Genomic DNA, 22751 nt, shown 5'->3' with positions numbered 1-22751 from the left:
CCGCCCCGTGCCGGCCGCGGAGCGGTCAGGACAACGCCCAGGGGCGGGCGGTGGCGCCCAGCCTGTTCCAGGCGTTGATGACGGTGATCGCCCAGATGAGTTCGGCCAGTTCCCTGTCCTCGAACTGGGCGGCGGCGCGGGCGAAGACCTCGTCGCTGACATGCCCGTCGGTGAGCCGTGTGACGGCCTCGGTCAGCTCCAGGGCCGCCCGCTCGCGTGCGGTGAAGAAGGGGGTCTCCCGCCACACCGGCAGCGCGTAGAGGCGGCGCTCGCTCTCGCCGCCCTCGCGGGCGTCCTTGCTGTGGGTGTCGACGCAGTAGGCGCAGCCGTTCAACTGCGAGGCGTGGGCCCTGACCAGTTCGAGCAGCGGCGCTTCGACGCTGATGTCGCGGGCCGCGGCGTCCAGCGCGTTCATGGCCCGGTTGACGTGCGGGACGAGGGTGTCCACGGCGAGGCGGACGGCGGGGACCACGAAGTCCTGCCCGGTGGTGGGGGCGCTCGCGGCGGTGGAGGTCTCAGTGCTCATGACACTGAACCTACCGACCGGGTGGATCCTGGGTAAGGTCCACTTTCATGGACGATTCCTGGCCCACTTCATCGGTGGGCGAGCACCGGGAGACCGGTGTGGACCTGCATCTCGACCTGCGCCTCGACCTGCCGCCCGGCGCCTCGTACGGGCGCAGGGCGGCCCTTGAGCGGGCGCTGCGCGACGCTGTGCGCCGCGGGCGGCTCGCCCCCGGCAGCCGGCTGCCGTCCAGCCGCCGGCTGGCCGGGCAGACGGGGCTGTCCCGCGGCACGGTCAAGGCGGCCTACGACCAGCTCACCGCCGAGGGCTACCTGACCGCCCGCCAGGGCTCGGGCACGGTCGTCGCCGACCGCCCGCAGGGACCGCCCCCGCAGGCGCCGGGCAGATCGGCGGCCGCCCGCCCGCCGCGCCACGACCTGCGGCCCGGCAGCCCCGACGTCACGTCCTTCCCCACCTCCGCCTGGCTGCGCGCCACCCGCCGCGCGCTGGCCGCCGTGCCGTCCGCGGCCTACGACTACGGCGACCCGCGCGGCAAGGCCGAGCTGCGGGCGGCCCTGGCCGAATACCTCGGCAGGACCCGCGGGGTGGTCGCGGAGCCCGACCGGATCGTGGTCGTCTCCGGCTACGTGCAGGGCCTCTCGCTGCTGACCGGGGTGCTGGGCGGTCCCGTGGTCGGCATGGAGGACCCGGGGCTGCCCTTCCACCGCGAGGTCGTGCGGCGGGCCGGCGGCCGGGTGGTGCCGCTGCCGGTCGACGGGCACGGCGCGGGCGGGGACCTGCGGCCGATGGACGCGGTGGTGGTCACCCCGGCCCACCAGTACCCGACCGGCGTCACCCTCCACCCGGCCCGCAGGCACGCGCTCACCGACTGGGCGCGGGAGAGCGGCGGCCTCCTGATCGAGGACGACTACGACGGCGAATTCCGCTACGACAGGCAGCCGGTGGGCGCGCTCCAGGGCACCGCTCCCGACCAGGTCGTCTACCTCGGCACCGCGTCCAAGACGCTGGGGCCGGCGCTGCGGCTCGGCTGGATGGTGCTGCCGCCGCACCTGGTGCAGCCGGTCGCCGAGGCCAAGCTCTACAGCGACTACCACACCGGCGCCGTGGGCCAGTTGGCACTGGCCGACCTGATCGCCGACCACGCCTACGACCGGCATGTCCGCGCCGCCCGGCTGCGCTACCGGCGCCGCCGCGACCTGCTGGTCGAGCGTTTAGAAGCCGCCGCGGTGCGTCCGGGCGTCGAGGTGCGGGGCATCGCGGCCGGGCTGCACGCGCTGGTCAACCTGCCGCAGGACGGCCCCGACGAGGCGGCGACGCTGCGCCGGGCCGCGGCCGAGGGGCTCGCCGTCGGCTCCCTGGGCGAGCACTGGCACACCGCGGACGGCACCACCAGCCCGTCCCCCGGCCGCCCGCAGGGCCTGATCATCGGCTATGGCACCCCCGGGGAGGGCGGTTACCCGGCGGCACTCGCCGCACTGACGCGGGTACTGCGGCCATGAGGGCGCGGCCGGCGGGCGTACGGGCGAAGACGCGGCACATTGCCACGGACCGGCCTGCGTAAGGAGAAAAGCTCGGCACACAGCAGTCGACGGGCCCGCGTAAGGACAAAAGCGCCGCACACTGCCACGGACCCGAGGACGTATCAACGGCGTGGCGCATTGCCGGCGGCCCGGGGGCTCACCGGCCGTTCAGGACGGCGCCGCGAGCTCCGCCCAGACCGTCTTGCCCGGCTGGTCGCCGTTGCGGATGACACCCCAGTCGAGGCACAGGCGCTGGACTATGAACATCCCGTGGCCGCCGGGGCGTCCCGCCCGGTGCGGGGTGCGGGGGGCGGGCTCGCCGGGGCCGCTGTCGACGACTTCGAGGCGCAGCGACTTGGGGCTGCGGCGCAGCAGCAGCTCCTCCGGACCGCCTGCGTGCAGGCACGCGTTGGTGACCAGCTCGGAGACCACGAGCAGGACGTCCTCGGCGGCGGCTCTGCGATCGGCGGTGGCGGCGGGCAGCCACCCCCAGTCGCGCAGCGCCTGCCGGGTGAAGTCCCTGGCCCGCGGCACGATGCCGCTCTCACCGGTGAGCTGGAGCCGCCGATCGGACTCCGCCTCACGGGATTGCGTCTCGCCGATCTCGGCGGGGTCGCCCGAATCCGGCTCAGGGTCATCCGCGGCGAACGGCCGGGTGGTGCTCATCTAGGCCTCACCTCACGGATGTACGTCTGGGTCCGACCTTCTTCTGCCCGAAGGATCTCCCGGAACACGTCCGGGAGACCACGAAACCTGGGATGCATTGCGGCACCCTTCGCGCCTTCCGCCCCCCTCAGCATCCGGCTACTCCCTGAGAGCCTGGTCGAGGGTGTCGTGCAAGGTGAAGACCGCCTCGGCGCCGGTGATCTCCAGCACCCGGGCGACAGTCGGCCGCATCGCGACCAGGTGGACGGCGCCGCCGTCCGCCTCCGCCCGCAGCCGTGCGCTCAACAGGACATTGAGGCCCGTCGAGTCGCAGAACTCCAGCTGCGAGCAGTCGACCACCAGCCGGCTCACGCCGGCGTCCATGGCCGCGCCGAGCGGTTCACTCAGCAGATCGGCAGTGTGGTGATCCAGCTCACCTGCCGGAGTGAAGACCGCGGTGTGGCCATGCTGCGCGACCTCGACATGCAGCCGGCCGAGACCCGCTGTGTCGACCGCTTCGCGGTCCATTCGCACTCCTTCGCCCTTCGTGACGACGCGATTCCAGACCCTACGCGTTCCGCTGGTGCGGCGGTAGTCGTCATCATGACGCAACCAGAGCGACCCCGGGTCGTACTCACGTACGATAACGCGGCAGGCACGGTGAGTGAAGGTCCAGACCGGGCAAAACTCGCAAGACGCCCCCAGAACTTGCGACGCCCCCGGCAACAGGCGTAGGGGTGGAGATACGGCATAGGCACTGCCGACCGCCGCAAGAAAGGGAGGACCACATGGCACCCCGGCTCGGCCTGGATCACGAGGACCATGCGCTGGAGCAGTTCGAGGGGCTTGAGGGGCTCCCGGAGATCCCCCCGTACGACGAGATCGGGCCGGTCGACGCGCGTGCCCTGTCCAAGACGCTCTTCGCCCGCCTGCACGGGCTGGAGGAGGGGACCGAGGAGTACGCGTACGTCCGCAACACCCTGGTCGAGCTGAACCTCGCCCTGGTGAAATTCGCCGCGTCCCGGTTCCGCACCCGCAGCGAGCCGATGGAGGACATCATCCAGGTCGGCACGATCGGCCTGATAAAGGCCATCGACCGGTTCGAGCTGAGCCGCGGGGTGGAATTCCCGACCTTCGCGATGCCGACGATCGTCGGTGAGATCAAGCGCTTCTTCCGCGACACCAGCTGGTCGGTCCGGGTGCCCCGGCGGCTGCAGGAGCTGCGGCTGGACCTGGCGAAGGCCGGCGACGAGCTGGCGCAGCAGCTGGACCGCACGCCGACCGTGCGCGAGCTGGCCGCCCGGCTCGACCTGCCGGAGGACGAGGTCATCGAGGGCATGGCGGCGAGCAACGCCTACACGGCCAGCTCGCTGGACGCCCAGCCCGCCGAGGACGACCCGGAGGGCGCGCTGGCCGACCGGATCGGCTACGAGGACCACGACCTCGAAGGCGTCGAGTACGTCGAATCCCTCAAGCCGCTGATCGCGAGGCTGCCGCAGCGCGACCGGGCCATCCTGTCGCTGCGCTTCGTCGGCAACCTGACGCAGGCCGAGATCGGCGACGAGCTGGGCATCTCGCAGATGCACGTGTCGCGGCTGCTCACCAGGACGCTGTCAAAGCTGCGCCGCGGACTGCTCGTCGAGGAGTAGGCCGCCGGCCCCCCGCGGGACGCGCAGCACACCGTCCTTCCACACCGCCGCCGCCAGGGGCACACCCGGGCGGTAGGCCAGGTGCACATGGCTGGGCGCGTCGAGCAGCAGCAGGTCGGCGCGGGCGCCCGGGGTGATCCTGCCGATGTCGCCGCGCCGCAGGGCGCGCGCGCCGCCGAGGGTCGCTGCGTGCACCGCCTCGTCGGGGGTCATACCCATGTCCCGGACGGCGACGGCGACGCAGAAGGGCATGGACGTGGTGAAGGACGAGCCCGGGTTGCAGTCGGTGGACAGCGCGACCGTGGCGCCCGCGTCCAGCAGCCTGCGGGCGTCGGGGTAGCGGGCGCGGGTGGAGAACTCCGCGCCCGGCAGCAGCGTCGCCACGGTGGTGTCGGCGGCGCTCGCGAGCGCGTCGACATCGGCGTCGGCCAGGTGTGTGCAGTGGTCGGCGGAGGCCGCGCCCAGCTCGACGGCGAGCTGGACGCCGGGGCCGGGGCCGAGCTGGTTGGCGTGCACCCGCGGGGTCAGCCCGCGGGACATTCCCGCGGTCAGGACGGCGCGGGCCTGGTCGCCGTCGAAGGCGCCGCGCTCACAGAAGACGTCGACCCAGCGGGCGTGCGGGGCGCAGGCGTCCAGCATCGCGCCGGTGACCAGGCCCACGTAGCCGGCCGGGTCGTCGGCGAACTCGGGTGGGACGACATGGGCGCCGAGGTAGGTGACCTCGTCGGTGTGCCGGGCGGCGATCTCCAGGGCGCGGGCCTCGTCGTGGACGGTGAGGCCGTAACCCGACTTGGTCTCCTGGGTGGTCGTGCCCTGCCGGAGCGCCTCGGCCAGGAAACGGGTGAGGTTCGCGGCGATCTCCGCGTCGCCGGCGGCGCGGGTGGCGGCGACCGTGGTGCGGATGCCGCCCGCCGTGTAGGGCCTGCCGGACATCCGGGCGGCGAATTCGGCGCCGCGCTCGCCGGCGAAGAGCAGGTGCGAGTGGGAGTCGACGAAGCCGGGCAGCAGCGCGCGGCCGCCGGCGTCGAGCCGGTTGTCGGTGGCGGGTGCTTTGCTGGAGGAACCGACCCAGGCGACGCGGTCGCCGTCGATGACGACGGCCGCGGGGCCCGGGACCAGCCCGAGGGGGTCGCGGCTGCCGCCGCTGCCGGACGCGGAGAGGGAGGGATCGTTGGTGACCAGGCTGCCGATGTTGGTGATGACCGTGCTGGTCGCCTTGCCTGCCGCGTTGGCGGTCGTCGTCATCATCCGTGCTTTCGCTGGCCGGTGGGTGCTGGTCGGGGTCGCCCGGCGGGCCGCACCCGGCGTCGGGGGCGGCCCGGGGGCGCGGGTCAGCCGCGGAGGGCGCCGATCGCGTCGGCCAGCGCGGCCGGCACGTCCTGGACCAGCAGGTGCTGCCCGTCGCGGACGATCTGCCGGCCCCCCACCACCGTGTGGCGTACGTCGGCCGCGGTCGCCGCGAATACGGCGGTCTCGCCTGCCAGCCGGGCCGGCGGCCCCGCGGTGCGTACGGAGTCCAGCGCGATCGTGGTGAAGTCGGCGAGGGCGCCCGCCTCCAGCTTGCCCGCGTCGGGCCAGCCGAGGCTCGTGTGGCCGTCCTCGGTCGCCGCGCGCAGCAGCTGGGCCGCGGTCCAGTGGCCGCGGGTCCTGGCCCGCAGCCGCTCGTTCAGCTCCACCGCCCGCGCCTCCTCGAAGAGGTCGATGACCGCGTGGCTGTCGCTGCCCAGGCTCATCGGGCTGCCGGCGCGGCGCAGTTGCGGCGCCGGGCCGATGCCGTCTGCCAGGTCCCGCTCGGTGGTGGGGCACATGCACACGGTGCTCCCCGCGGCGCCGAGCAGGGCGACGTCGCCTGCGGTGAGGTGGGTGGCGTGCACGGCGGTCGTGTTGCGCCGCCAGAAGCCCGAGTCGGCCAGCAGCCGCGTCGGGGTGCGGCCGTGCAGCGCGAGGCAGGCGTCGTTCTCCGCGGTCTGCTCCGACAGGTGGACGTGGGTGGGCACCTCGGCGGTGCGCTCGGCGAAGACCCGGTAGCCGTCGTGGTCGGAGAAGGCCCGCACCGAGTGCACGGCGGCGCCGATCTTCGCGTGGCCCTCGCCCTTGAGCTGCGACCAGCGGTCGTACCAGCCGTCGGCGCTGCCGTCGCCGAAGCGCAGCTGCGGGCCTTCCAGCGGGCGGTAGGCGGTGCGGGTGAAACCGCCGTGCAGATAGGCGGTGTCCAGCAGTGTGATCCTGATGCCCGCCTCGGCGGCGGCGGCGATCAGCGCCTCGCCCATGGCGTTGGGGTTGCCGTAGGGCGTGCCGTCGCCCTGGTGGTGCAGGTAGTGGAATTCGCCGACGCAGGTGATGCCGGCCAGCGCCATCTCGGCGTAGACGGCGCGGGCGAGAGTGAAGTAGCTGTCCGGGTCGAGGGCCCGCGCGACGTCGTACATGACGTCCCGCCAGCTCCAGAAGGACGTCGGCGCCGACAGCCGGCCGCCGCCGGGCGCCTGCCCCCCGGCCCCCGAGCTGATCTGCGCGGTGCCGCGCAGGGCCCGGTGGAAGGCGTGGCTGTGGGCGTTGGCCAGACCCGGCAGGGTCAGGCCGCGCAGCACGGCAGCGCCGGCGGGCGGGCGTTCGACTCCGGTGCGGACCTCGGCGATCCGGTCGTCGGCCACGGTCAGGGCGATGCCCGGTTCGGCGTGTGTGCCGAGCCAGGCGTTTTCCAGCCAGTACGTCACCTGCACGCGAGACCTTCCAATACGTCGGCGAGCGCGGACACTCCGGCGAGACAGTCGTCCTCGGCCGCGCTTTCTGCCGGGGAGTGGGAGACGCCGGTGGGGTTGCGTACGAACAGCATGGCGGTCGGGACGGCCGCCGAGAGGATTCCGGCGTCGTGTCCCGCCCCGGTCGGCAGAACGGGTGCCGGCGCACCCGCTCCGAGCAGGGCGGCAAGCCGATCGCGCAGGTCGTGGGCGAATTCGACCACCGGGGTGAACGACTCCCGTACGACGCTCACCTCGACGCCGTCCCGGGCGCCGCGCTCCCTGGCCGCGTGCTCGATCGCGGCCACCACCTCGGCGAGCGTCTCCTCGTCGGCGGCCCGCGAATCCAGCCAGCCGCGGACCTGTGAGGCGATCGCGTTGACGCCGCCCGGCTCGACGACGACCTTGCCGAAGGTCGCCAGCGCGCCCGCGAGGCGGGCCTTCTTCCTGGCGGCGAGCACCGTGGTGGCGTAGGTCAGCATCGGGTCGCGGCGGTCCACGAGCCGGGTGGTGCCCGCGTGGTTGGCCTCGCCGCGGAAGTCGAAGCGCCAGCGGCCGTGCGGCCAGATCGCCGAGGCGACACCGACCGGCCGGCCGAGCAGGTCGAGCGCGCGGCCCTGCTCCACGTGCAGCTCGACGAAGGCGCCGACAAGGGCCAGGCGCTCGGGGTCGGGGCCGATCGCGGCCGGGTCCTGCCCGGCCTGCTCCATGGCCTGCGCGAGGCTGACGCCGTCGGCGTCGACCAGGTCCCTGGCGTCCTGCGGTGCGAGTCGGCCCGCGGTCAGCCGGGAGCCGACGCAGGCCACTCCGAAGCGGGCGCCCTCCTCGTCCACGAAGTTGACGACGGCCAGCGGCCGCCGCGGCCGGGCGCCGCGGCCGCGCAGCTGGTCGAGGGCCGCGAAGGACGAGACGACGCCGAGCGGCCCGTCGAAGGCGCCGCCGTCGGGCACGGAGTCCAGGTGGGAGCCGGTGACGACCGCGTCGCCAGCCGCGGGATCGCCGAGCCAGGCCCACTGGTTGCCGTTGCGGTCCGTCTCGTAGGCCAGGCCCCGGTCCTCGGCCTGTGCCCGGAACCACTCCCGGCAGTCGGCGTCCGCCGGCGTCCAGGCGTAGCGCCGGTAGCCGCCGCTTCCCGCGTGCCTGCCGACCGCGGCCAGCTCCTGCCACATGGCGGTGAAACCGGTGGTGGACGTCACGACGATTCCCGCATCGGCACCCGGACGTCGCGCTCCACGGCGATCTCGCCGGCCCGGTCGTAGCCGGCGTCGACATGGCGGATCACGCCCATGCCCGGGTCGTTGGTGAGCACCCGGCGGATCTTCTCGCCGGCGAGCGCGGTGCCGTCGGCGACGGTGACCTGGCCGGCGTGGATGCTGCGCCCGATGCCGACGCCGCCGCCGTGGTGGATCGACACCCAGGACGCGCCGGAGGCCACGTTGACCATGGCGTTGAGCAGCGGCCAGTCGGCGATCGCGTCGGAGCCGTCGAGCATGGCCTCGGTCTCGCGGTAGGGGGAGGCCACCGAGCCGCAGTCGAGGTGGTCGCGGCCGATCACGATGGGGGCCTTGAGCGTGCCGTCGGCGACCATCTCGTTGAAGCGCTCGCCCGCCCGGTCGCGCTCCCCGTAGCCGAGCCAGCAGATCCGGGCCGGCAGGCCCTGGAAGTGGACGCGCTCACCGGCCAGCTTGATCCAGCGGGCCAGCGACTCGTTCTCCGGGAAGAGGTCGAGGATGGCGCGGTCGGTGCGGTGGATGTCGGCGGGGTCGCCGGACAGCGCCGCCCAGCGGAAGGGGCCCTTGCCCTCGCAGAACAGCGGGCGGATGTAGGCGGGGACGAAGCCGGGGAAGGCGAAGGCCCGCTCGTAGCCGGCGAGCTGCGCCTCGCCGCGGATGGAGTTGCCGTAGTCGAAGACCTCGGCGCCGGCGTCCTGGAAGCCGACCATCGCCTCGACGTGCCGGGCCATCGACTCCCGGGCGCGCCGGGTGAATTCGGCGGGCTCGGCGGCCGCGTAGTCGGCCATGTCGGCGTGCTCGACGCCGAGCGGGAGGTAGGCCAGCGGGTCGTGGGCCGACGTCTGGTCGGTGACGATGTCGACGGGCGCCTGCATGGCCAGCAGTTGCGGCACCAGCTCCGCCGCGTTGCCCAGCACGCCGATGGACAGCGGGCGGCGCGCGTCGCGGGCCTCGGTGGCCAGCCGCAGGGCGTGGTCGAGGGAGTCGGCGCGCACATCGAGGTAGCGGTGCTCGATGCGGCGCTCGATGGCCCGCGGGTCGGCGTCGACGCACAGGGCCACGCCGCCGTTCATGGTGACGGCGAGCGGCTGGGCGCCGCCCATGCCGCCGAGGCCCGCGGTGAGGGTGATCGTGCCGGCGAGCGAGCCGCCGAAGCGCTTGGCGGCGACCGCGGCGAAGGTCTCGTAGGTGCCCTGGAGGATGCCCTGGGTGCCGATGTAGATCCACGAACCCGCGGTCATCTGGCCGTACATCGTCAGGCCCAGCGCTTCGAGGCGGCGGAATTCCTCCCAGGTGGCCCAGTCGCCGACCAGGTTGGAGTTGGCGATCAGCACGCGGGGGGCCCACTCGTGGGTCTGCATGACGCCCACCGGCCGGCCGGACTGGACGAGCATCGTCTCGTCCTGCTTCAGGCCGCGCAGGGTGCGGACCATCGCGTCGAAGGATTTCCAGTCGCGGGCGGCCTTGCCGGTGCCGCCGTAGACGACGAGCTTGTCGGGGTGCTCGGCCACCTCGGGGTCGAGGTTGTTCTGCAGCATGCGCAGCGCGGCTTCCTGCTGCCAGCCCAGGGCGCTCAGTTCCGTACCGCGCGGCGCGCGTACCGGCCTCGGTCCCGTCATCGGTGCGGCCTCCTCGTCATGGCATTGAATATTCACATCCTGACCAGCTGAATAGCTCTAGTCAACAAGGCCCCGCCCAGCGCTCGCCGCGGCCAGGGCGCGCTGGCGTCGCGGCAGGCCGGGATGGTGGGATGGCGTCCATGACGGACGACGCGGCGGTACGCCGGGACCAGGCGCTGCGCTCAGCGGTGGACTCCGGCCTGGTGAGCGAGGCGGAACCGGTCGTCGGGCTGCTGGACATCGCCGGCATCCGGCAGTCGGCGACCTCGCTGCACGCCGCCTTCGCCACCCCCGGTGTCGCCGTCGAGCACACCTTCGCGGTGAAGGCCGCCTCCCTGGTGCCCGTCCTGGCGCTGCTCGGGCAGTACGGGCTCGGCGCGGAAGTGGCCAGCCCCGGCGAACTGGCCCTGGCCCGCGCCGCCGGCATCCCGCCGGAGCGCACCGTGCTCGACTCCCCCGCCAAGACCACCGCGGAACTGCGCGAGGCCCTGGCCCTCGGTATCGCCGTCAACGCCGACAATCCGCAGGAGATCGCCAGGATCGACGCCCTGCTGGCCGTCGCCCCCTCCGCCTCCCCCATCGGGCTGCGGGTCAACCCGCAGGTCGGCGGCGGCAGCATCGACGCGATGAGCACCGCGACCGCCACCTCCAAATTCGGCGTGGCGCTGCGCGACCCGGGCGCCGAGGAATGGGTGCTGCGCACCTATGCCGAGCGGCCCTGGCTGAACCGCCTGCACACCCACACCGGTTCCCAGGGCGTGCCGCTGCGGCTGATGGCCGCCGGTGTGCGGGCCGCCTACGACCTGGCGGAACGGATCAACGCCGCCGCCGGCCGCCGGCAGGTCACCGTCCTGGACATCGGCGGCGGACTGCCCGTCAACTTCGGCTCCGACGACGTCACCCCCACCTTCGGCGAATACGCCGACCTGCTGCGCTCCGAGGTCCCCGGCCTCTTCGACGGGCGCTACGGCATCGTCACCGAATTCGGCCGCGCGCTGCTCGCCAAGCACGGCACGGTCCTCGCCCGGGTCGAATACGCCAAGTCCGCCGGAGGGCGGGCGATCGCCGTGACCCACGCGGGCGCCCAGGTCGCCACCCGCACCGTCTTCGCCCCGGACGCCTGGCCGCTGCGGGTCCTCGCCCTGGACCCCAAGGGCCGGCCCAAGAGCGGCGACCCGGTCGTCCAGGACGTGGCGGGGCCCTGCTGCTTCGCCGGCGACCTGGTCGCCCGCGGCCGTACGCTGCCGCGCCTGGACGCCGGCGACCATGTCGCGCTGCTGGACACCGGCGCCTACTACTTCTCGACGCACTTCGCCTACAACTCGCTGCCCCGCCCTGCCGTCTGGGCCTACACCGGCGCCCCCGGCTCCGCGCCCGCCTTCTCCCCGGTCCGCCGGGCCCAGTCCCTCGCCGACCTCCTCACCGAGAGCGGCGCCGGCCTTCCCCCGCTCACCCCGTAGGACACCGCCTGGGACCGCCGGCTTCAGCGCCGGCGGCGGCCGCCGCCGGGCGCGGCGTCACCGGCGGCTATGCCGGTGAACTGGTACGCGGCCGGGTCGCCGTCAGGGCGCACCCACAGCAGCGCGTCCTTGCCGCGTTCGATCCGGGCCAGCCGCAACGACCTGGCGAACAGCCCCGCGCCGACACCGCCGAGGAGCATGCCGCCCGCGCAGGGCAGCGCCGGCGAGGACGCCGCCGCCACGACGAAGGCCGCGACCAGCCACCACCGGCGCCGCCGCGTCCAGGCGCGAGCGGTCACCTTGCGGTCCTGGAGGTAGACCGACTTCGCCGCCTTGGTCGCCGCCCCGGCGCGGGCGCTCTGCCGGCCGCCGCGTATCAGGAAGACGGCCACCGCCGCGATGACGAACAGCGCCGCACCGGCCATGACCCCGATCCGCCGCCCGGTGGGACTGAACGTCACCGCCGTCCCCGGCACCGCCGCGACGACGCCCAGCCACCACAGCCAGGTCCCCGCCGTCCGCACCGGCACCGCCACCCGCGTCAATGTGTAGGCCCCGCGCACCACGTCGCGCCTCCTCCTCCGCCGCCGCGTCCATCGCACGGCTTCGCCTGACAAGTGCTCGGGAGGTTACTTCGGAATTCTCAGATTTTCGTTAAGACGTACGATTTCGGCCGGCGTCCGTTTCACTCCACGAAGACCCCGCGCGCCGCGGCCTGCGCGTCGAACTCCTCCAGCCGCGCCTGCGCGTCGGGCAGTTCGTCGCACATCGACTCCAGCAGCACCCGGCTGAGCAGCATCGGCGCGCACGCGGTGTCGAACGCCAGCCCGGTCCCGACCGCGGCCGGCAGCAGCAGGTCGCTGTGCGCGGCGACCGGCGCGAACGCGCTGTCCGCCACGGTGACCACGGTCAGCCCCGCCTCCCGCGCATGGACCAGCGCCTCGACCACCTCCCGCGGATGCCGGGGCAGCGCGAAGCACAGCAGGGCGCTGGCCCCCGCCCGCGCGGCCGCGTCGATCCGGTCGGCGAGCATCGTGCCGCCCTCGTCCAGCAACCGCACGTCCGGGTGGACCTTCGCCGCGAAGTACGCGAAGCCGCGCGCCTGCGCCCCGGCCGCCCGCAGCCCGAGCACCGGCAGCGGCACCGATCCAGCGAGCACCGCGCCGGCCCGGGCGACCGGCCCGGAGTCGGCGAGCAGCGCCGCGAGATGCCGCAGGTTCTCGATCTCGGCGAGCACCGCCTGCTGGTATTCGTTGCAGCCCGCCTCCGGCGCCGCCGACGAGGGCGCCACCTCGCGCAGATGCCTGCGCAGCGCCGGATACCCGTCGAAGCCGAGCGCCACCGCGAACCGGGTCACCGACGGCTGGCTCACCCCGGCGAGCTCGGCCACCTCCACGCTGGACAGGAAGGGCGCGTCGGCGGCCCTGCGCACCAGGCAGTGCGCGATCCTGCGCTGGGTCGGGGTCAGCCGGTGCGCCTCGAAGAGCTTCAGGAGCCGGCCCGCGGCACCGCCGGCCGCGCCCGAGGTCCCGTTATCGCCCCCGGCCGCGTTACTCATCGCCGCCCCTCCCTGAACCCGCCCACCGGCACTTATTCACTAGCCCAAGACTCTGCATGACGGTATGCAATTCCGGCAAGAGTCGCGACATCGCCCGTCCGCGTCACTGGAGCAGCGCCGCCAGGCCTTGCGCCCCGGGCAGCACCCGGGCGCCGGCGCAACTCCAGTAGCCCACGCCGGCCTGGGCGTGCACCGCGTACACGGCCGTCGCCTCGAACAGCACCGCGAGCGCACCGGGCACGGATATGACCAGCGCGAGGCTGCCCTGCCAGGAGTCCACCCCGCGCCGCCCCTCCCGCCGCGCCGCCCTGAACAGCAGCCCGCACACCGCCAGCGCCGCCACCCCGCACACCAGCGCCGCGTAGGTCAGCGCGAACAGCGACCACGGCACCGGCAGCTGGTGGCACAGCGCGTCCGCCCGCTTGCCGCGCCGGTTCAGCAGCAGCGCCGCGCCGACGAGTACCAGCGCGCCCAGCAGCACCAGGCCCGGCACCGCCAGCGCCCGCCGCCGCCACTCACTCCCCGGCGGCGGCCGCCGCACCCGCGCCGCCGCGCCCCCCGCCCTACCGCCCGCGTCCGCCCCGCCCATGGCGAGGCCCGTCAGATCGCCCATACCCGCCCCACGCCCCCTCTTTCCCCGTCCCCCGCCGACCGGCCGCCGCCTCCCGGGCCGCCGGTCACTCACTGCTGTCTCAGCGTAACCGAAAGGGCCGGACAGGTGATCGACACCTGTCCGGCCCTGTGGATAACTCGGTTACCGCCGAAGAATCCGCAGCTCAGCGCGCCTGCGAATCATCCAGCTCCGCGTCGCGGGCCCCGCCGGGACCGCCCTGGCCACCGCCGCCGCCGACGCCGCCGGCGGTCGGCGACCCGGTCGCCGCGGGCTCGGTGGCCCGGTCGGCATGCCCCGGCCACCACGCCGCGTGACCGATCAGCGCGGTGAGGCTCGGCGTGAAGAACATCGCCATCACGAAGGCCGCCATCACGATGCCGAAGGCGACCGCGAAGCCCATCTGGGTCAGGAAGGCGTTGCCCGACAGCATCAGCGTCGCGAAGGTCGCCGCCAGGATCACCCCGGCCGCGCCGATCGTCGGACCGGCGTGCCGCAGCGCCATGCTGGCCGCCTCCCGCGGGTCGCGGCCCGCCTTGGCCTCTTCCCTGAGCCGCGCGATCATCAGGATGTTGTAGTCCGTGCCGATGGCGACCACGAACAGATACATGATGATCGGCAGCAGGAAGATCAGTCCGTCACCACGGCCGAAGATCAGCACCGTCGTGCCGAGGGTCGCGCCGAAGCCGAGGCCGACCGAGGCGATCAGGTACCAGGGCGCGATCACGCTGCGCAGCAGCAGGCCCAGGATCAGCATGATGAGCACCGCGGCGACCGGGAAGACCGTGCGGTAGTCGTGGTTGACGGCCGCGTTGATGTCCTTGAAGACCGACGAGGAGCCTCCGACGAAGGCCTCGCTGCCGGGCGGCGCGTTCTCGTGCGCGACCGTCCTGACGTCGCCGACCGCCTTGATGGCCTGGTCGGTCGCGGCCTCGAATTTGAGCGTCACGGTGAAGTCGGCCGTGGTCCCGGCCTTGTTCAGGTCGGTCTTCCGGTCGAAGGTGACGTCCGCGACGCCGTCCGCCCCGTGCAGCTTGTTCGCGTAGGCGGTGAAGTCGGCGGTCAGCGGCTTGCCGTCGGTGCTGGTGAGGTAGACGTCGGTCGGCTCGGCGGCACCGGCGGAGTAGGCCTTGGCCAGGGTGTCCTGGACGACCATCGACTCCTTGGTCTTCGGGATCGAGCCGGACGCCAGGTCGTAGGACGCCTTGTAGCCGAGGGTGCCCAGCGCGAGCAGCACCATCACCAGGCCGGAGACGATCGCCACCATCCCGGACCTGCGGCCGACCAGCCGGCCGATGGCGGCGAAGCGGGTGCCGGTGGGCTCCTGGTGCCACTTCTTGCCGGGCCAGAACAGGACGCGCGGCGGGATCACCGAGCAGATCGCCGGGAAGAGCGTCAGACCTGCCACCAGGGTGACCGCGACCAGGATCGCCAGCGCCGGGCCGAGCTGGGTGAGGAAGCCCAGGGTGGACAGCGCCAGCGCGCAGAAGGCGATGATGACCGCGCCGGCCGCCGAGGCGATCGCCTCGCCGACCCTGGTGACGCTGTTGATCATCGCTTCCTTGGGTTCGTCACCCGCCCGCAGCCGTTCCCGGTAGCGGAACATCAGGAAGAGGAAGTAGTCGGTGCCGACGCCGAGCACCACCACGATCAGCAGAGCGGAGATCGAGCTGTTGGCCTGGAGTCCGAAGACCTTGGTCGCGTCGGCGATGAGCGCGTTGGAGACCGTGAAGACCACGCCGAGCAGCAGGATCAGCGGCATCACGGCGATCAGCGGGGATCTGAAGATGATCGACAGCGTGATGATGATGATCAGCAGCGAGCCGATCAGCGCCACCGCGTCCGAGGTCTTGCCCGCGTCCTGCTGGTCCAGGTTCTGTGCGGCCTGACCGCCGACCTGCACCTTCAGCGCGGTGCCCTTGGCCAGCGCCGTGGAGTCGGTGCGCAGCGCCTTCGCCGCGTCGGCCTGTTTCGGCTGGCCCGCCGACTTCTTGTCCATCTGGACCAGCGCGGTGTCGTACTTGCCGTCCTTGGACAGCGAGCCGTCGGTCACCTTCTGGACCTGGTCGATCTTCTTCTGACCGAGTTCCTTGGTGATCCTGGCGATGTCGGCCTTGTCGGTCGCCGTCAGCTTGCCCTGGTCGGCGCGCTGGTAGAAGACGATCGCGGACGGGGTGAAGGCCGAGGGGAAGGCCTTCTCCTGCAGGTCCATGGCCTTGATGGACTCGTAGCTGCTGGGCAGGAAGCTGCTCTCGTCGCTGTTGGACGGCAGGCTGGGCGCGGTCGCGATGATCGCGACCGCCGCGATCAGCCACGCGACGATGGTCCATACGGGATGGCGGACGACTGTGCGTCCTATGCGGTGGAACATGCGGTGCTGCCTCCATGGCAGGACGTATCACCGCCACCCTTCGGAGCGGGACCGGGGTATCGGCGACCCGGGCGGCCTGGGTGGGCCACCCGGTTGGTGCGGGCATCGTTATCTCAGGCCTGAGCTTACTTGCCGCCCGGCTAGGAACCACCGCGGGGTGGGGCGACCCCAGCGGTCCGGAGCGGCCCGCACGCACAGGCCCATCCCCTACCCCTATCCCGGTCAGACGGGAGGCAGCAACCGCTTTTGCGGCTTGCCCATGGCATTGCGCGGCAGCTCGGCGAGGAAGCGGACGGTACGCGGCCGCTTGTGCACCGACAGCCGCGCCGCCACGAAGTCCGTCAACTCCGCCGCGCTCACGCCGTCCGCCACCACATAGGCGACGATCTCCTGCCCCAGGTCCGGGTGCGGTGCGCCGACGACGGCCGCCTCCCGTACCGCCGGATGGTCGAGCAGCGCGTTCTCCACCTCCCCCGCGCCGATCCGGTATCCGCCCGACTTGATCAGGTCGGTCGAGGCCCGGCCGACGATCCGGTGGGTGCCGTCCGCCTCGACCGCCGCGATGTCGCCGGTACGGAACCAGCCGTCCGCGGTGTACGACGCCGCCGTCGCCTCCGACCGGCCCAGGTAGCCGTCGAAGAGGGTGGGGCCCTTCAACTGGAGCTCACCGACGCCGTCGGCGGAATCGGCGATCCGGGTGGAGATCCCGGGCAGCGCGGTGCCGACCGCGCCGGGCCTGCGCTCGCCGTCGGCCCGCGCGCTCACCGTGATCAGCGTCTCCGTCATGCCGTATCGCTCCACCGGCTCATGCCCGGTCAGCGCCCGCAGGTCGCGGAAGACCGGCGCGGGCAGCGGCGCGCTGCCCGACACCAGCAGCCTGGCGGCGGCCAGCGCCCTTGCCGCGGCCTCGTCGCGCACCACCCGGTGCCAGACGGTGGGCACCCCGAAGTAGAGGCTGCCGCCCGCCGCCGCGTAAGCCCGCGGGGTGGGCCTGCCGGTGTGCACCAGCCGGCTGCCGGTACGCAGCGCGCCCAGCACCCCGAGCACCAGGCCGTGCACATGGAAGAGAGGCAAGCCGTGGACCAGGGTGTCGTCCGCGGTCCATTGCCACGCCTGCGCAAGGGCGTCGAGATCGGCGGCGATGGCCGCCCGCGACACCAGGACGCCCTTCGGCGGCCCGGTGGTGCCCGAGGTGTAGAGCACCAAGGCCGCGCCCTTGTACGACGCCTCGTCAGTACGCCCCCGAGCCGGGTCCGTATCCGCCGCCCGCGCGGGCGCCCGGAAGTCCGCGCGTTCGGCGAAGTCCACCGCCACGACCTCGGCGCCGGAATCCCGCAGGATGTGCTCGCTCTCCGCGGGACCCGCGTCGGGCGCCAGCGGCACCACGGGCACCCCGGCGAGCAGCCCGCCGACCACCGCGGCCACCGTCTCCAGGGACGCCGTGGCCCTGACCGCGAACGCCTCGGCCCCCGCCACCCGGCGGGCGACCGCTCCTGCCGCGCCCAGCAGGTCCTCATAACCGCAGCTCCGCCCGTCGACGGTCAGCGCGTCCGCCCGGTCCGTTCCCCCGTGAAGGGCGGTCAGCAGCGGTACGTCGGCCATGGCGTGGTCCTCCTACGGGACGGCTGGCCCCCGGGCAAGTCGGGGGCTAACCCCAGTGTCGCCCACGGTCCCCGCTCTCTACGGTGGGCGTATGGACGCCCGCGACCCGGAACTCAGCAGAGAACTCTCCGCCACCTTGCAGGCCCGCAAGGATCTCGGAGCGGAGTACGAGTCTGAACTCATCGACTCGTTCATGGAGAAGGTGACAGAGCGGCTCGACAGCCGTGTCGAGCAGCGGGTGCGCCGCGAACTCGCGCAGCAGCAGACATCCTTCGCCCGCGCCGACCGCCGCCCCATCGGGCCGCCGCAGGCCGGCGCGCGTTTCGCCCGCTACGGATTCGCCGGCTTCAGCATGATCCTGGCGATCCCGCTGTCGGCCATCGGCGCGGTGAACGCCGGCACAGCCGGGCTGTTCATCAGCTGGGCGGGCATCGTGGGGGTGAATCTCGCGCAGGGGCTGAGCAGCGCCTGGTCGAAGTCCCGCCAGGACGAGGACTGACGGGCGGGAAGGGATTGGTCGCGGGGACCGCCGCACCCCCGGAGCGAGTCCGGAGGGCGGGACGACGGCGGTCCCCGCGAGGGACGCGGGCCGGGTCAGGACCAGGCCGGCGCGTCCGGGTCACCATGGAATCCGGGAGCCGCTCCGGAGGTCCTTGGCGCCGTTCGCGTGTCGTTCGGGCCGGTGAATCGCCTGCCCTTTCGACATCGCCCAATCTGCCGGACGCTTGTTAAGCCCGTGCTGCGCGTACGTGTCGCGGGTGTACCAGTTCCGCGAATCCCCGCCGCTCCCGCGCAGGCCGCGGGAGGTGCGGGGCACCGGAACCGCCGGTCAGGCCGCGCCGTGCCCGGCCAGGAAGGCCAGCAGGTCCTGGCGGCTGACGACACCGGTCGGCTTGCCCTCGACCAGCACGATCGCCGCGTCGGCGCCCTCCAGCACGGTCATCAGGCCGGCGACCGGCTCGCCGGAGCCGACCTGCGGCAGCGGCGGGCAGAGGTGCTTCTCGAGCGGGTCCTCCAGGGTGGCGCGCTTGGTGAACAGCGCGTGCAGCAGTTCTCGCTCCACGATCGAGCCGATCACCTCGGCGGCCATCACGTCGGGGTGGCCGGCGCCCGGCTTGACCACCGGCATCTGCGACACGCCGTATTCGCGCAGCACCTCGATCGCCTGTCCGACCGTCTCGTCCGGGTGCATGTGGACCAGTTGCGGCATCCCGCCGTCCTTGTGCGCGAGGACGTCGGAGACCCGCGCCTCGCCCTCACCCTCGTCGAGGAAGCCGTGCGAGCTCATCCACACGTCGCTGAAGATCTTCGACAGGTAGCCGCGGCCGCTGTCGGGCAGCAGGACGACGACCACGTCGTCGGGGCCGAGCCGCTCGGCGACCCTGAGCGCGGCCACGACCGCCATCCCGCAGGAGCCGCCCACCAGCAGGCCCTCCTCGCGGGCCAGCCGCCGGGTCATCTGGAAGGAGTCCTTGTCGGAGACGGCCACGATCTCGTCGGCGATGTCCCGGTCGTAGGCGGTCGGCCAGAAGTCCTCGCCGACGCCCTCGACCAGATACGGCCGCCCGGAGCCGCCGCTGTAGACCGAGCCCTCCGGGTCGGCGCCGACGACCTGGACCCGGCCCTCGCTGACGTCCTTGAGGTAGCGGCCGGTGCCGGAGATGGTGCCGCCGGTGCCGACGCCCGCCACGAAGTGGGTGATCCGCCCGTCTGTCTGCTGCCACAGCTCGGGTCCGGTGGACTCGTAGTGGGACAGCGGGTTGTTGGGGTTGCTGTACTGGTCGGGCTTCCAGGCGTTCGGGGTCTCGTGCACCAGGCGGTCGGACACGTTGTAGTACGAGTCCGGGTGCTCGGGGTCGACGGCCGTCGGGCAGACGACGACCTCGGCACCGTAGGCCCGCAGGACGTTGATCTTGTCCATGGAGACCTTGTCCGGGCAGACGAAGATGCAGTGGTAGCCCTTGCGCTGGGCGACCATGGCCAGGCCCACACCGGTATTTCCGGAGGTGGGCTCGACGATGGTGCCGCCGGGCTTCAGCTCGCCGCTGCGTTCCGCGGCCTCGATCATGCGCAGTGCGATGCGGTCCTTCACAGAACCGCCGGGGTTGAAGTATTCGACCTTGGCCAGGACGGTCGCCTGGATGCCCTCGGTCACACTGTTGAGCCTCACCAGCGGGGTGTTGCCGACGAGGCTGATCATCGAGTCGTGAAACTGCACCGTAGTGTCTCCGGGTTCTCCGTGTTGGTGGGTTCAGCCTAGGTGCTCCCACGCGGACCGCGGCGAAACGCGGACGACGCGGACAGCGTCGACGTTGCCGGGCGTGCTCTTCTGGGCAACAGGTTCTTGTACCGGCTAGTACACAGGAGGTGAGCGGGCTCGATGTCGAGGGCGAGGGTGGCACGGCGGATCGCGACCGCGGCGGCGTTCGGGGGTGGCGGGATCAGCCTGCTGAGCGGGGCGGCGGTCGGCCTGGTGCTGGCGGAGGTCCGGCTGGCCAAACGGGTGGTCGGCGGCTCGGGGGACGTGCCGCCGCGAGCCGACGGCCGGTACGGGTCCGCGTTCGCGCACCGCACCGGCGAGCCGCCGCTGCGGCTGGTCTTCCTCGGCGACTCCACGGCGGCGGGGCAGGGCGTGCACCGGGCGAGGGAGACCCCCGGCGCGCTGCTCGCCTCGGGGCTGGCGGCGGTCGCCGAGCGGCCGGTGAAGCTCGTCAATGTCGCGCAGCCCGGCGCCCAGTCCGACGACCTGCCGCGCCAGGTGGCGCTGGTCCTCGACCCCGCGGCGGGGCCGCCCGACGTGGCGGTGATCATGATCGGCGCCAACGACGTCACCCACCGCATGCCGCCCGCCACCTCGGTACGGCTGCTGTCGGACGCGGTACGCCGGCTGCGCGCGGCCGGCGTGGAGGTGATCGTCGGCACCTGCCCCGACCTGGGCTCGGTCGAACCGGTCTACCAGCCGCTGCGCTGGCTGGCCCGGCGGATGAGCCGGCAGCTGGCCGCGGCGCAGACCATCGCCGTGGTGGGGGTGGGCGGGCGCACGGTCTCGCTCGGCGACCTGCTGGGCCCCGAGTTCGAGGCCAGGCCGCGCGAGCTGTTCGGTCCTGACAACTTCCACCCCTCGGCCGAGGGGTACGCGACGGCCGCCATGGCCGTCCTGCCGACGCTGTGCGCCGCGCTCGGCGTGTGGCCGCAGGCCGACGAGCGGCCGGACGTGCGGCGCGGCGAGGGCTTCCTGCCGGTCGCCCAGGCGGCGGCCGAGGCGGCCGCGGAGGGCGGCACCGAGGTCACCGCGGCGCGGGACGCGGTGTCGGGCCCGCGCGGGCGCTGGGTGCTCATCAAGCGGCGCAGGAGGCGGCTGCTGTCGGAGGAGCACCCGGAGCAGGACTCCGGGGACGCGACGGACGAGGAGAGCGCCGCGCACCGCTCGGCGTAGCTCCCGCCGGGGCGGGGTACGGGCGTAGCATCACCGGGTGAGCAAGCGCTCAGAAAGTAGCCCGCATCACAGCGTCCGGCTGGTGACTCGCTGCGATACGTGCGGGTAACTTTCCAGAGAGTCCGCGGCCACGTACCGGCGGCCAGGCCGCGGGGACACCGTCGGCGCCGCAGATCCGCCGCACCAAGCACCCGCCCGCCCGCAGCTCGCCGAGGAGTGTCGCGATGCCAGAAGCCGTCATCGTCTCAGCCGCCCGTTCGCCCATCGGTCGCGCCTTCAAGGGGTCGCTCAAGGACCTGCGACCCGACGACCTGGCCGCCACGATCATCAGCACGGCGCTCGCCAAGGTGCCGCAGCTCGACCCGCACGACATCGACGACCTGATGCTGGGCTGCGGCCTGCCGGGCGGCGAGCAGGGCTTCAACCTGGGCCGGATCGTCGCGGTGCGGATGGGCATGGACCACCTGCCGGGCTGCACCGTCACCCGCTACTGCTCCTCGTCGCTGCAGACCACCCGGATGGCGCTGCACGCCATCAAGGCGGGCGAGGGCGACGTCTTCATCTCGGCGGGCGTCGAGATGGTGTCGCGGTTCACCAAGGGCAATTCCGACTCCCTGCCCGACACGATGAACCCGCTGTTCGGCGACGCCGTCGCCCGCACGGCCGCGCGGGCGGAGGAGAGCGGGGCCGGCTGGCACGACCCGCGCGAGGACGGCCTGGTGCCGGACGCGTACATCGCGATGGGGCAGACGGCGGAGAACCTGGCGGCGCTCAAGGGCGTCACCCGGCAGGACCAGGACGAATTCGGCGTGCGGTCGCAGAACCTGGCCGAGAAGGCGCTGGGGAACGGCTTCTGGGAGCGCGAGATCACCCCCGTGACGCTGCCTGACGGCACCGTGGTGGCCGCCGACGACGGTCCCCGGGCAGGAGTGACCCTGGAGGGCGTTCAGGGCCTCAAGCCGGTCTTCAGGCCCGACGGCACCGTGACGGCGGGCAACTGCTGCCCGCTCAACGACGGCGCCGCCGCGCTGGTGGTCATGTCCGACACCAAGGCGCGCGAGCTGGGCGTCACCCCGCTGGCCCGGGTGGTCTCCACCGGCGTGTCGGGGCTGTCCCCCGAGATCATGGGCTACGGCCCGGTCGAGGCCTCGCAGCAGGCGCTGCGCCGGGCCGGGATGTCCATCGGCGACATCGACCTGGTCGAGATCAACGAGGCCTTCGCGGCGCAGGTCATCCCGTCCTACCGCGACCTGGGCATCGACCTGGACCGGCTGAACGTCAACGGCGGCGCCATCGCGGTCGGCCACCCCTTCGGCATGACCGGCGCTCGCATCACCGGGACGCTGGTCAACAGCCTTCAATTCCACGACAAGCAGTTCGGCCTGGAGACCATGTGCGTCGGCGGCGGGCAGGGCATGGCCATGGTGATCGAGCGGCTCTCGTGACACTCCGCCGTCGACCGACTCCGTAATGCAGAGTTGTGACGTAAGTCGCAATCAAATCGCCCCCGGGATGTGATTTTCCCCCGGGGGCGGTGCATTGTTGCAGGTCAGACCGTATATATAAAAACTGGACAGCCTCCCAGACCCACCCAACTCATGACTTTCCGCACTGCGAGGGCCAGGGGTTTACCGGCACAGTGATGTGAGGGGAAAGTTTCGTCCACTGTTCAGGTGGGCATTGCTCGGGTCGCGTCAATCGGGAGAACGTCAGTGAGTGCCAACTTCACCGTCCTGCTGGTCGCCGCGGGTCTCGCCGTGGCGGCGGGTTCCGCCGCCCTGCTCT

The 22751-nt window shown here is 72.8% G+C and carries 19 protein-coding genes; 6 read left to right on the top strand and 13 right to left on the bottom strand.

The window, feature by feature from the left end; genetic code table 11:
- Positions 1 to 25 precede the first annotated feature (25 nt).
- Positions 26 to 526, bottom strand: coding sequence for a carboxymuconolactone decarboxylase family protein (locus OG900_26045; protein WUH93234.1), 501 nt, complete (start codon positions 524 to 526; stop codon positions 26 to 28).
- Between the two features lie 47 nt (positions 527 to 573).
- Between OG900_26045 and OG900_26040 the strand changes: the two genes are divergently transcribed.
- A complete protein-coding gene (locus OG900_26040) occupies positions 574 to 2025 on the top strand; it encodes a PLP-dependent aminotransferase family protein (protein ID WUH93233.1) in 1452 nt (483 codons plus the stop codon).
- Positions 2026 to 2214: 189 nt separating this feature from the next.
- On the opposite strand, the gene OG900_26035 is transcribed toward OG900_26040, so the two are convergent.
- On the bottom strand, positions 2215 to 2712 hold the full coding sequence (locus OG900_26035; GenBank protein ID WUH93232.1) for an ATP-binding protein: 498 nt from the start codon (positions 2710 to 2712) through the stop codon (positions 2215 to 2217).
- 138 nt (positions 2713 to 2850) lie between these two features.
- Positions 2851 to 3219 (bottom strand): STAS domain-containing protein, encoded by a 369-nt coding sequence (locus tag OG900_26030; protein ID WUH93231.1) that lies wholly within the window; start codon positions 3217 to 3219, stop codon positions 2851 to 2853.
- Positions 3220 to 3479: 260 nt separating this feature from the next.
- On the opposite strand from OG900_26030, the gene OG900_26025 reads away from it, so the two are divergent.
- Positions 3480 to 4340 (top strand): RNA polymerase sigma factor SigF, encoded by an 861-nt coding sequence (locus OG900_26025; protein ID WUH93230.1) that lies wholly within the window; start codon positions 3480 to 3482, stop codon positions 4338 to 4340.
- On the opposite strand, the gene hutI is transcribed toward OG900_26025, so the two are convergent.
- From hutI to hutU, 4 genes are all read right to left on the bottom strand, one after another.
- Positions 4305 to 5585, bottom strand: a complete 1281-nt coding sequence (gene hutI, locus OG900_26020) for an imidazolonepropionase (GenBank protein WUH95927.1) — start codon at positions 5583 to 5585, stop codon at positions 4305 to 4307. The genes OG900_26025 and hutI overlap by 36 nt on opposite strands.
- An 86-nt stretch (positions 5586 to 5671) precedes the next feature.
- Positions 5672 to 7060, bottom strand: coding sequence for a formimidoylglutamate deiminase (locus OG900_26015; GenBank protein WUH93229.1), 1389 nt, complete (start codon positions 7058 to 7060; stop codon positions 5672 to 5674).
- A complete protein-coding gene (locus tag OG900_26010) occupies positions 7051 to 8247 on the bottom strand; it encodes an allantoate amidohydrolase (protein ID WUH95926.1) in 1197 nt (398 codons plus the stop codon). Before OG900_26010 ends, OG900_26015 begins: the two co-directional genes overlap by 10 nt.
- A 23-nt stretch (positions 8248 to 8270) precedes the next feature.
- The gene (hutU, locus tag OG900_26005) at positions 8271 to 9929 is read right to left on the bottom strand and encodes a urocanate hydratase (protein WUH93228.1); all 1659 of its coding nucleotides are present in this window, start codon (positions 9927 to 9929) and stop codon (positions 8271 to 8273) included.
- A gap of 140 nt (positions 9930 to 10069) precedes the next feature.
- Here hutU and OG900_26000 point away from each other — a divergent pair, with 140 nt between their 5' ends.
- A complete protein-coding gene (locus tag OG900_26000) occupies positions 10070 to 11389 on the top strand; it encodes a diaminopimelate decarboxylase (GenBank protein ID WUH93227.1) in 1320 nt (439 codons plus the stop codon).
- 23 nt (positions 11390 to 11412) lie between these two features.
- Here OG900_26000 and OG900_25995 read toward each other — a convergent pair whose 3' ends face one another.
- The 5 genes from OG900_25995 to OG900_25975 all read right to left on the bottom strand — a co-directional run bounded on the left by OG900_25995 (position 11413) and on the right by OG900_25975 (position 17530).
- Positions 11413 to 11955, bottom strand: coding sequence for a hypothetical protein (locus OG900_25995; GenBank protein ID WUH93226.1), 543 nt, complete (start codon positions 11953 to 11955; stop codon positions 11413 to 11415).
- A 119-nt stretch (positions 11956 to 12074) separates the two neighbouring features.
- Positions 12075 to 12947 carry a MurR/RpiR family transcriptional regulator gene (locus tag OG900_25990; GenBank protein ID WUH93225.1) on the bottom strand — a complete coding sequence of 291 codons (873 nt, stop codon included), beginning with the start codon at positions 12945 to 12947 and terminating at the stop codon, positions 12075 to 12077.
- Positions 12948 to 13050: 103 nt separating this feature from the next.
- Positions 13051 to 13560: a hypothetical protein gene (locus OG900_25985; protein ID WUH93224.1), complete on the bottom strand. Its 510-nt coding sequence runs from the start codon at positions 13558 to 13560 to the stop codon at positions 13051 to 13053.
- 163 nt (positions 13561 to 13723) lie between these two features.
- The gene (locus OG900_25980) at positions 13724 to 15928 is read right to left on the bottom strand and encodes an MMPL family transporter (protein WUH93223.1); all 2205 of its coding nucleotides are present in this window, start codon (positions 15926 to 15928) and stop codon (positions 13724 to 13726) included.
- 222 nt (positions 15929 to 16150) lie between these two features.
- The gene (locus OG900_25975) at positions 16151 to 17530 is read right to left on the bottom strand and encodes an AMP-binding protein (protein WUH93222.1); all 1380 of its coding nucleotides are present in this window, start codon (positions 17528 to 17530) and stop codon (positions 16151 to 16153) included.
- A gap of 91 nt (positions 17531 to 17621) precedes the next feature.
- Between OG900_25975 and OG900_25970 the strand changes: the two genes are divergently transcribed.
- Positions 17622 to 18029 (top strand): hypothetical protein, encoded by a 408-nt coding sequence (locus OG900_25970; protein ID WUH93221.1) that lies wholly within the window; start codon positions 17622 to 17624, stop codon positions 18027 to 18029.
- Between the two features lie 330 nt (positions 18030 to 18359).
- On the opposite strand, the gene OG900_25965 is transcribed toward OG900_25970, so the two are convergent.
- Positions 18360 to 19748: a cystathionine beta-synthase gene (locus OG900_25965; GenBank protein ID WUH93220.1), complete on the bottom strand. Its 1389-nt coding sequence runs from the start codon at positions 19746 to 19748 to the stop codon at positions 18360 to 18362.
- Between the two features lie 162 nt (positions 19749 to 19910).
- Here OG900_25965 and OG900_25960 point away from each other — a divergent pair, with 162 nt between their 5' ends.
- A complete protein-coding gene (locus OG900_25960; protein ID WUH93219.1) occupies positions 19911 to 20966 on the top strand; it encodes an SGNH/GDSL hydrolase family protein in 1056 nt (351 codons plus the stop codon).
- 224 nt (positions 20967 to 21190) lie between these two features.
- Complete coding sequence (locus OG900_25955; GenBank protein ID WUH93218.1) at positions 21191 to 22411, top strand: acetyl-CoA C-acetyltransferase; 1221 nt, start codon at positions 21191 to 21193, stop codon at positions 22409 to 22411.
- Positions 22412 to 22751: the final 340 nt, after the last annotated feature.

This window comes from Streptomyces sp. NBC_00433 (assembly GCA_036015235.1).
Taxonomy (GTDB): domain Bacteria; phylum Actinomycetota; class Actinomycetes; order Streptomycetales; family Streptomycetaceae; genus Actinacidiphila.
Note: the sequence above shows the minus strand (reverse complement) of the source record. Positions and strands in the feature narration are given on the sequence as shown.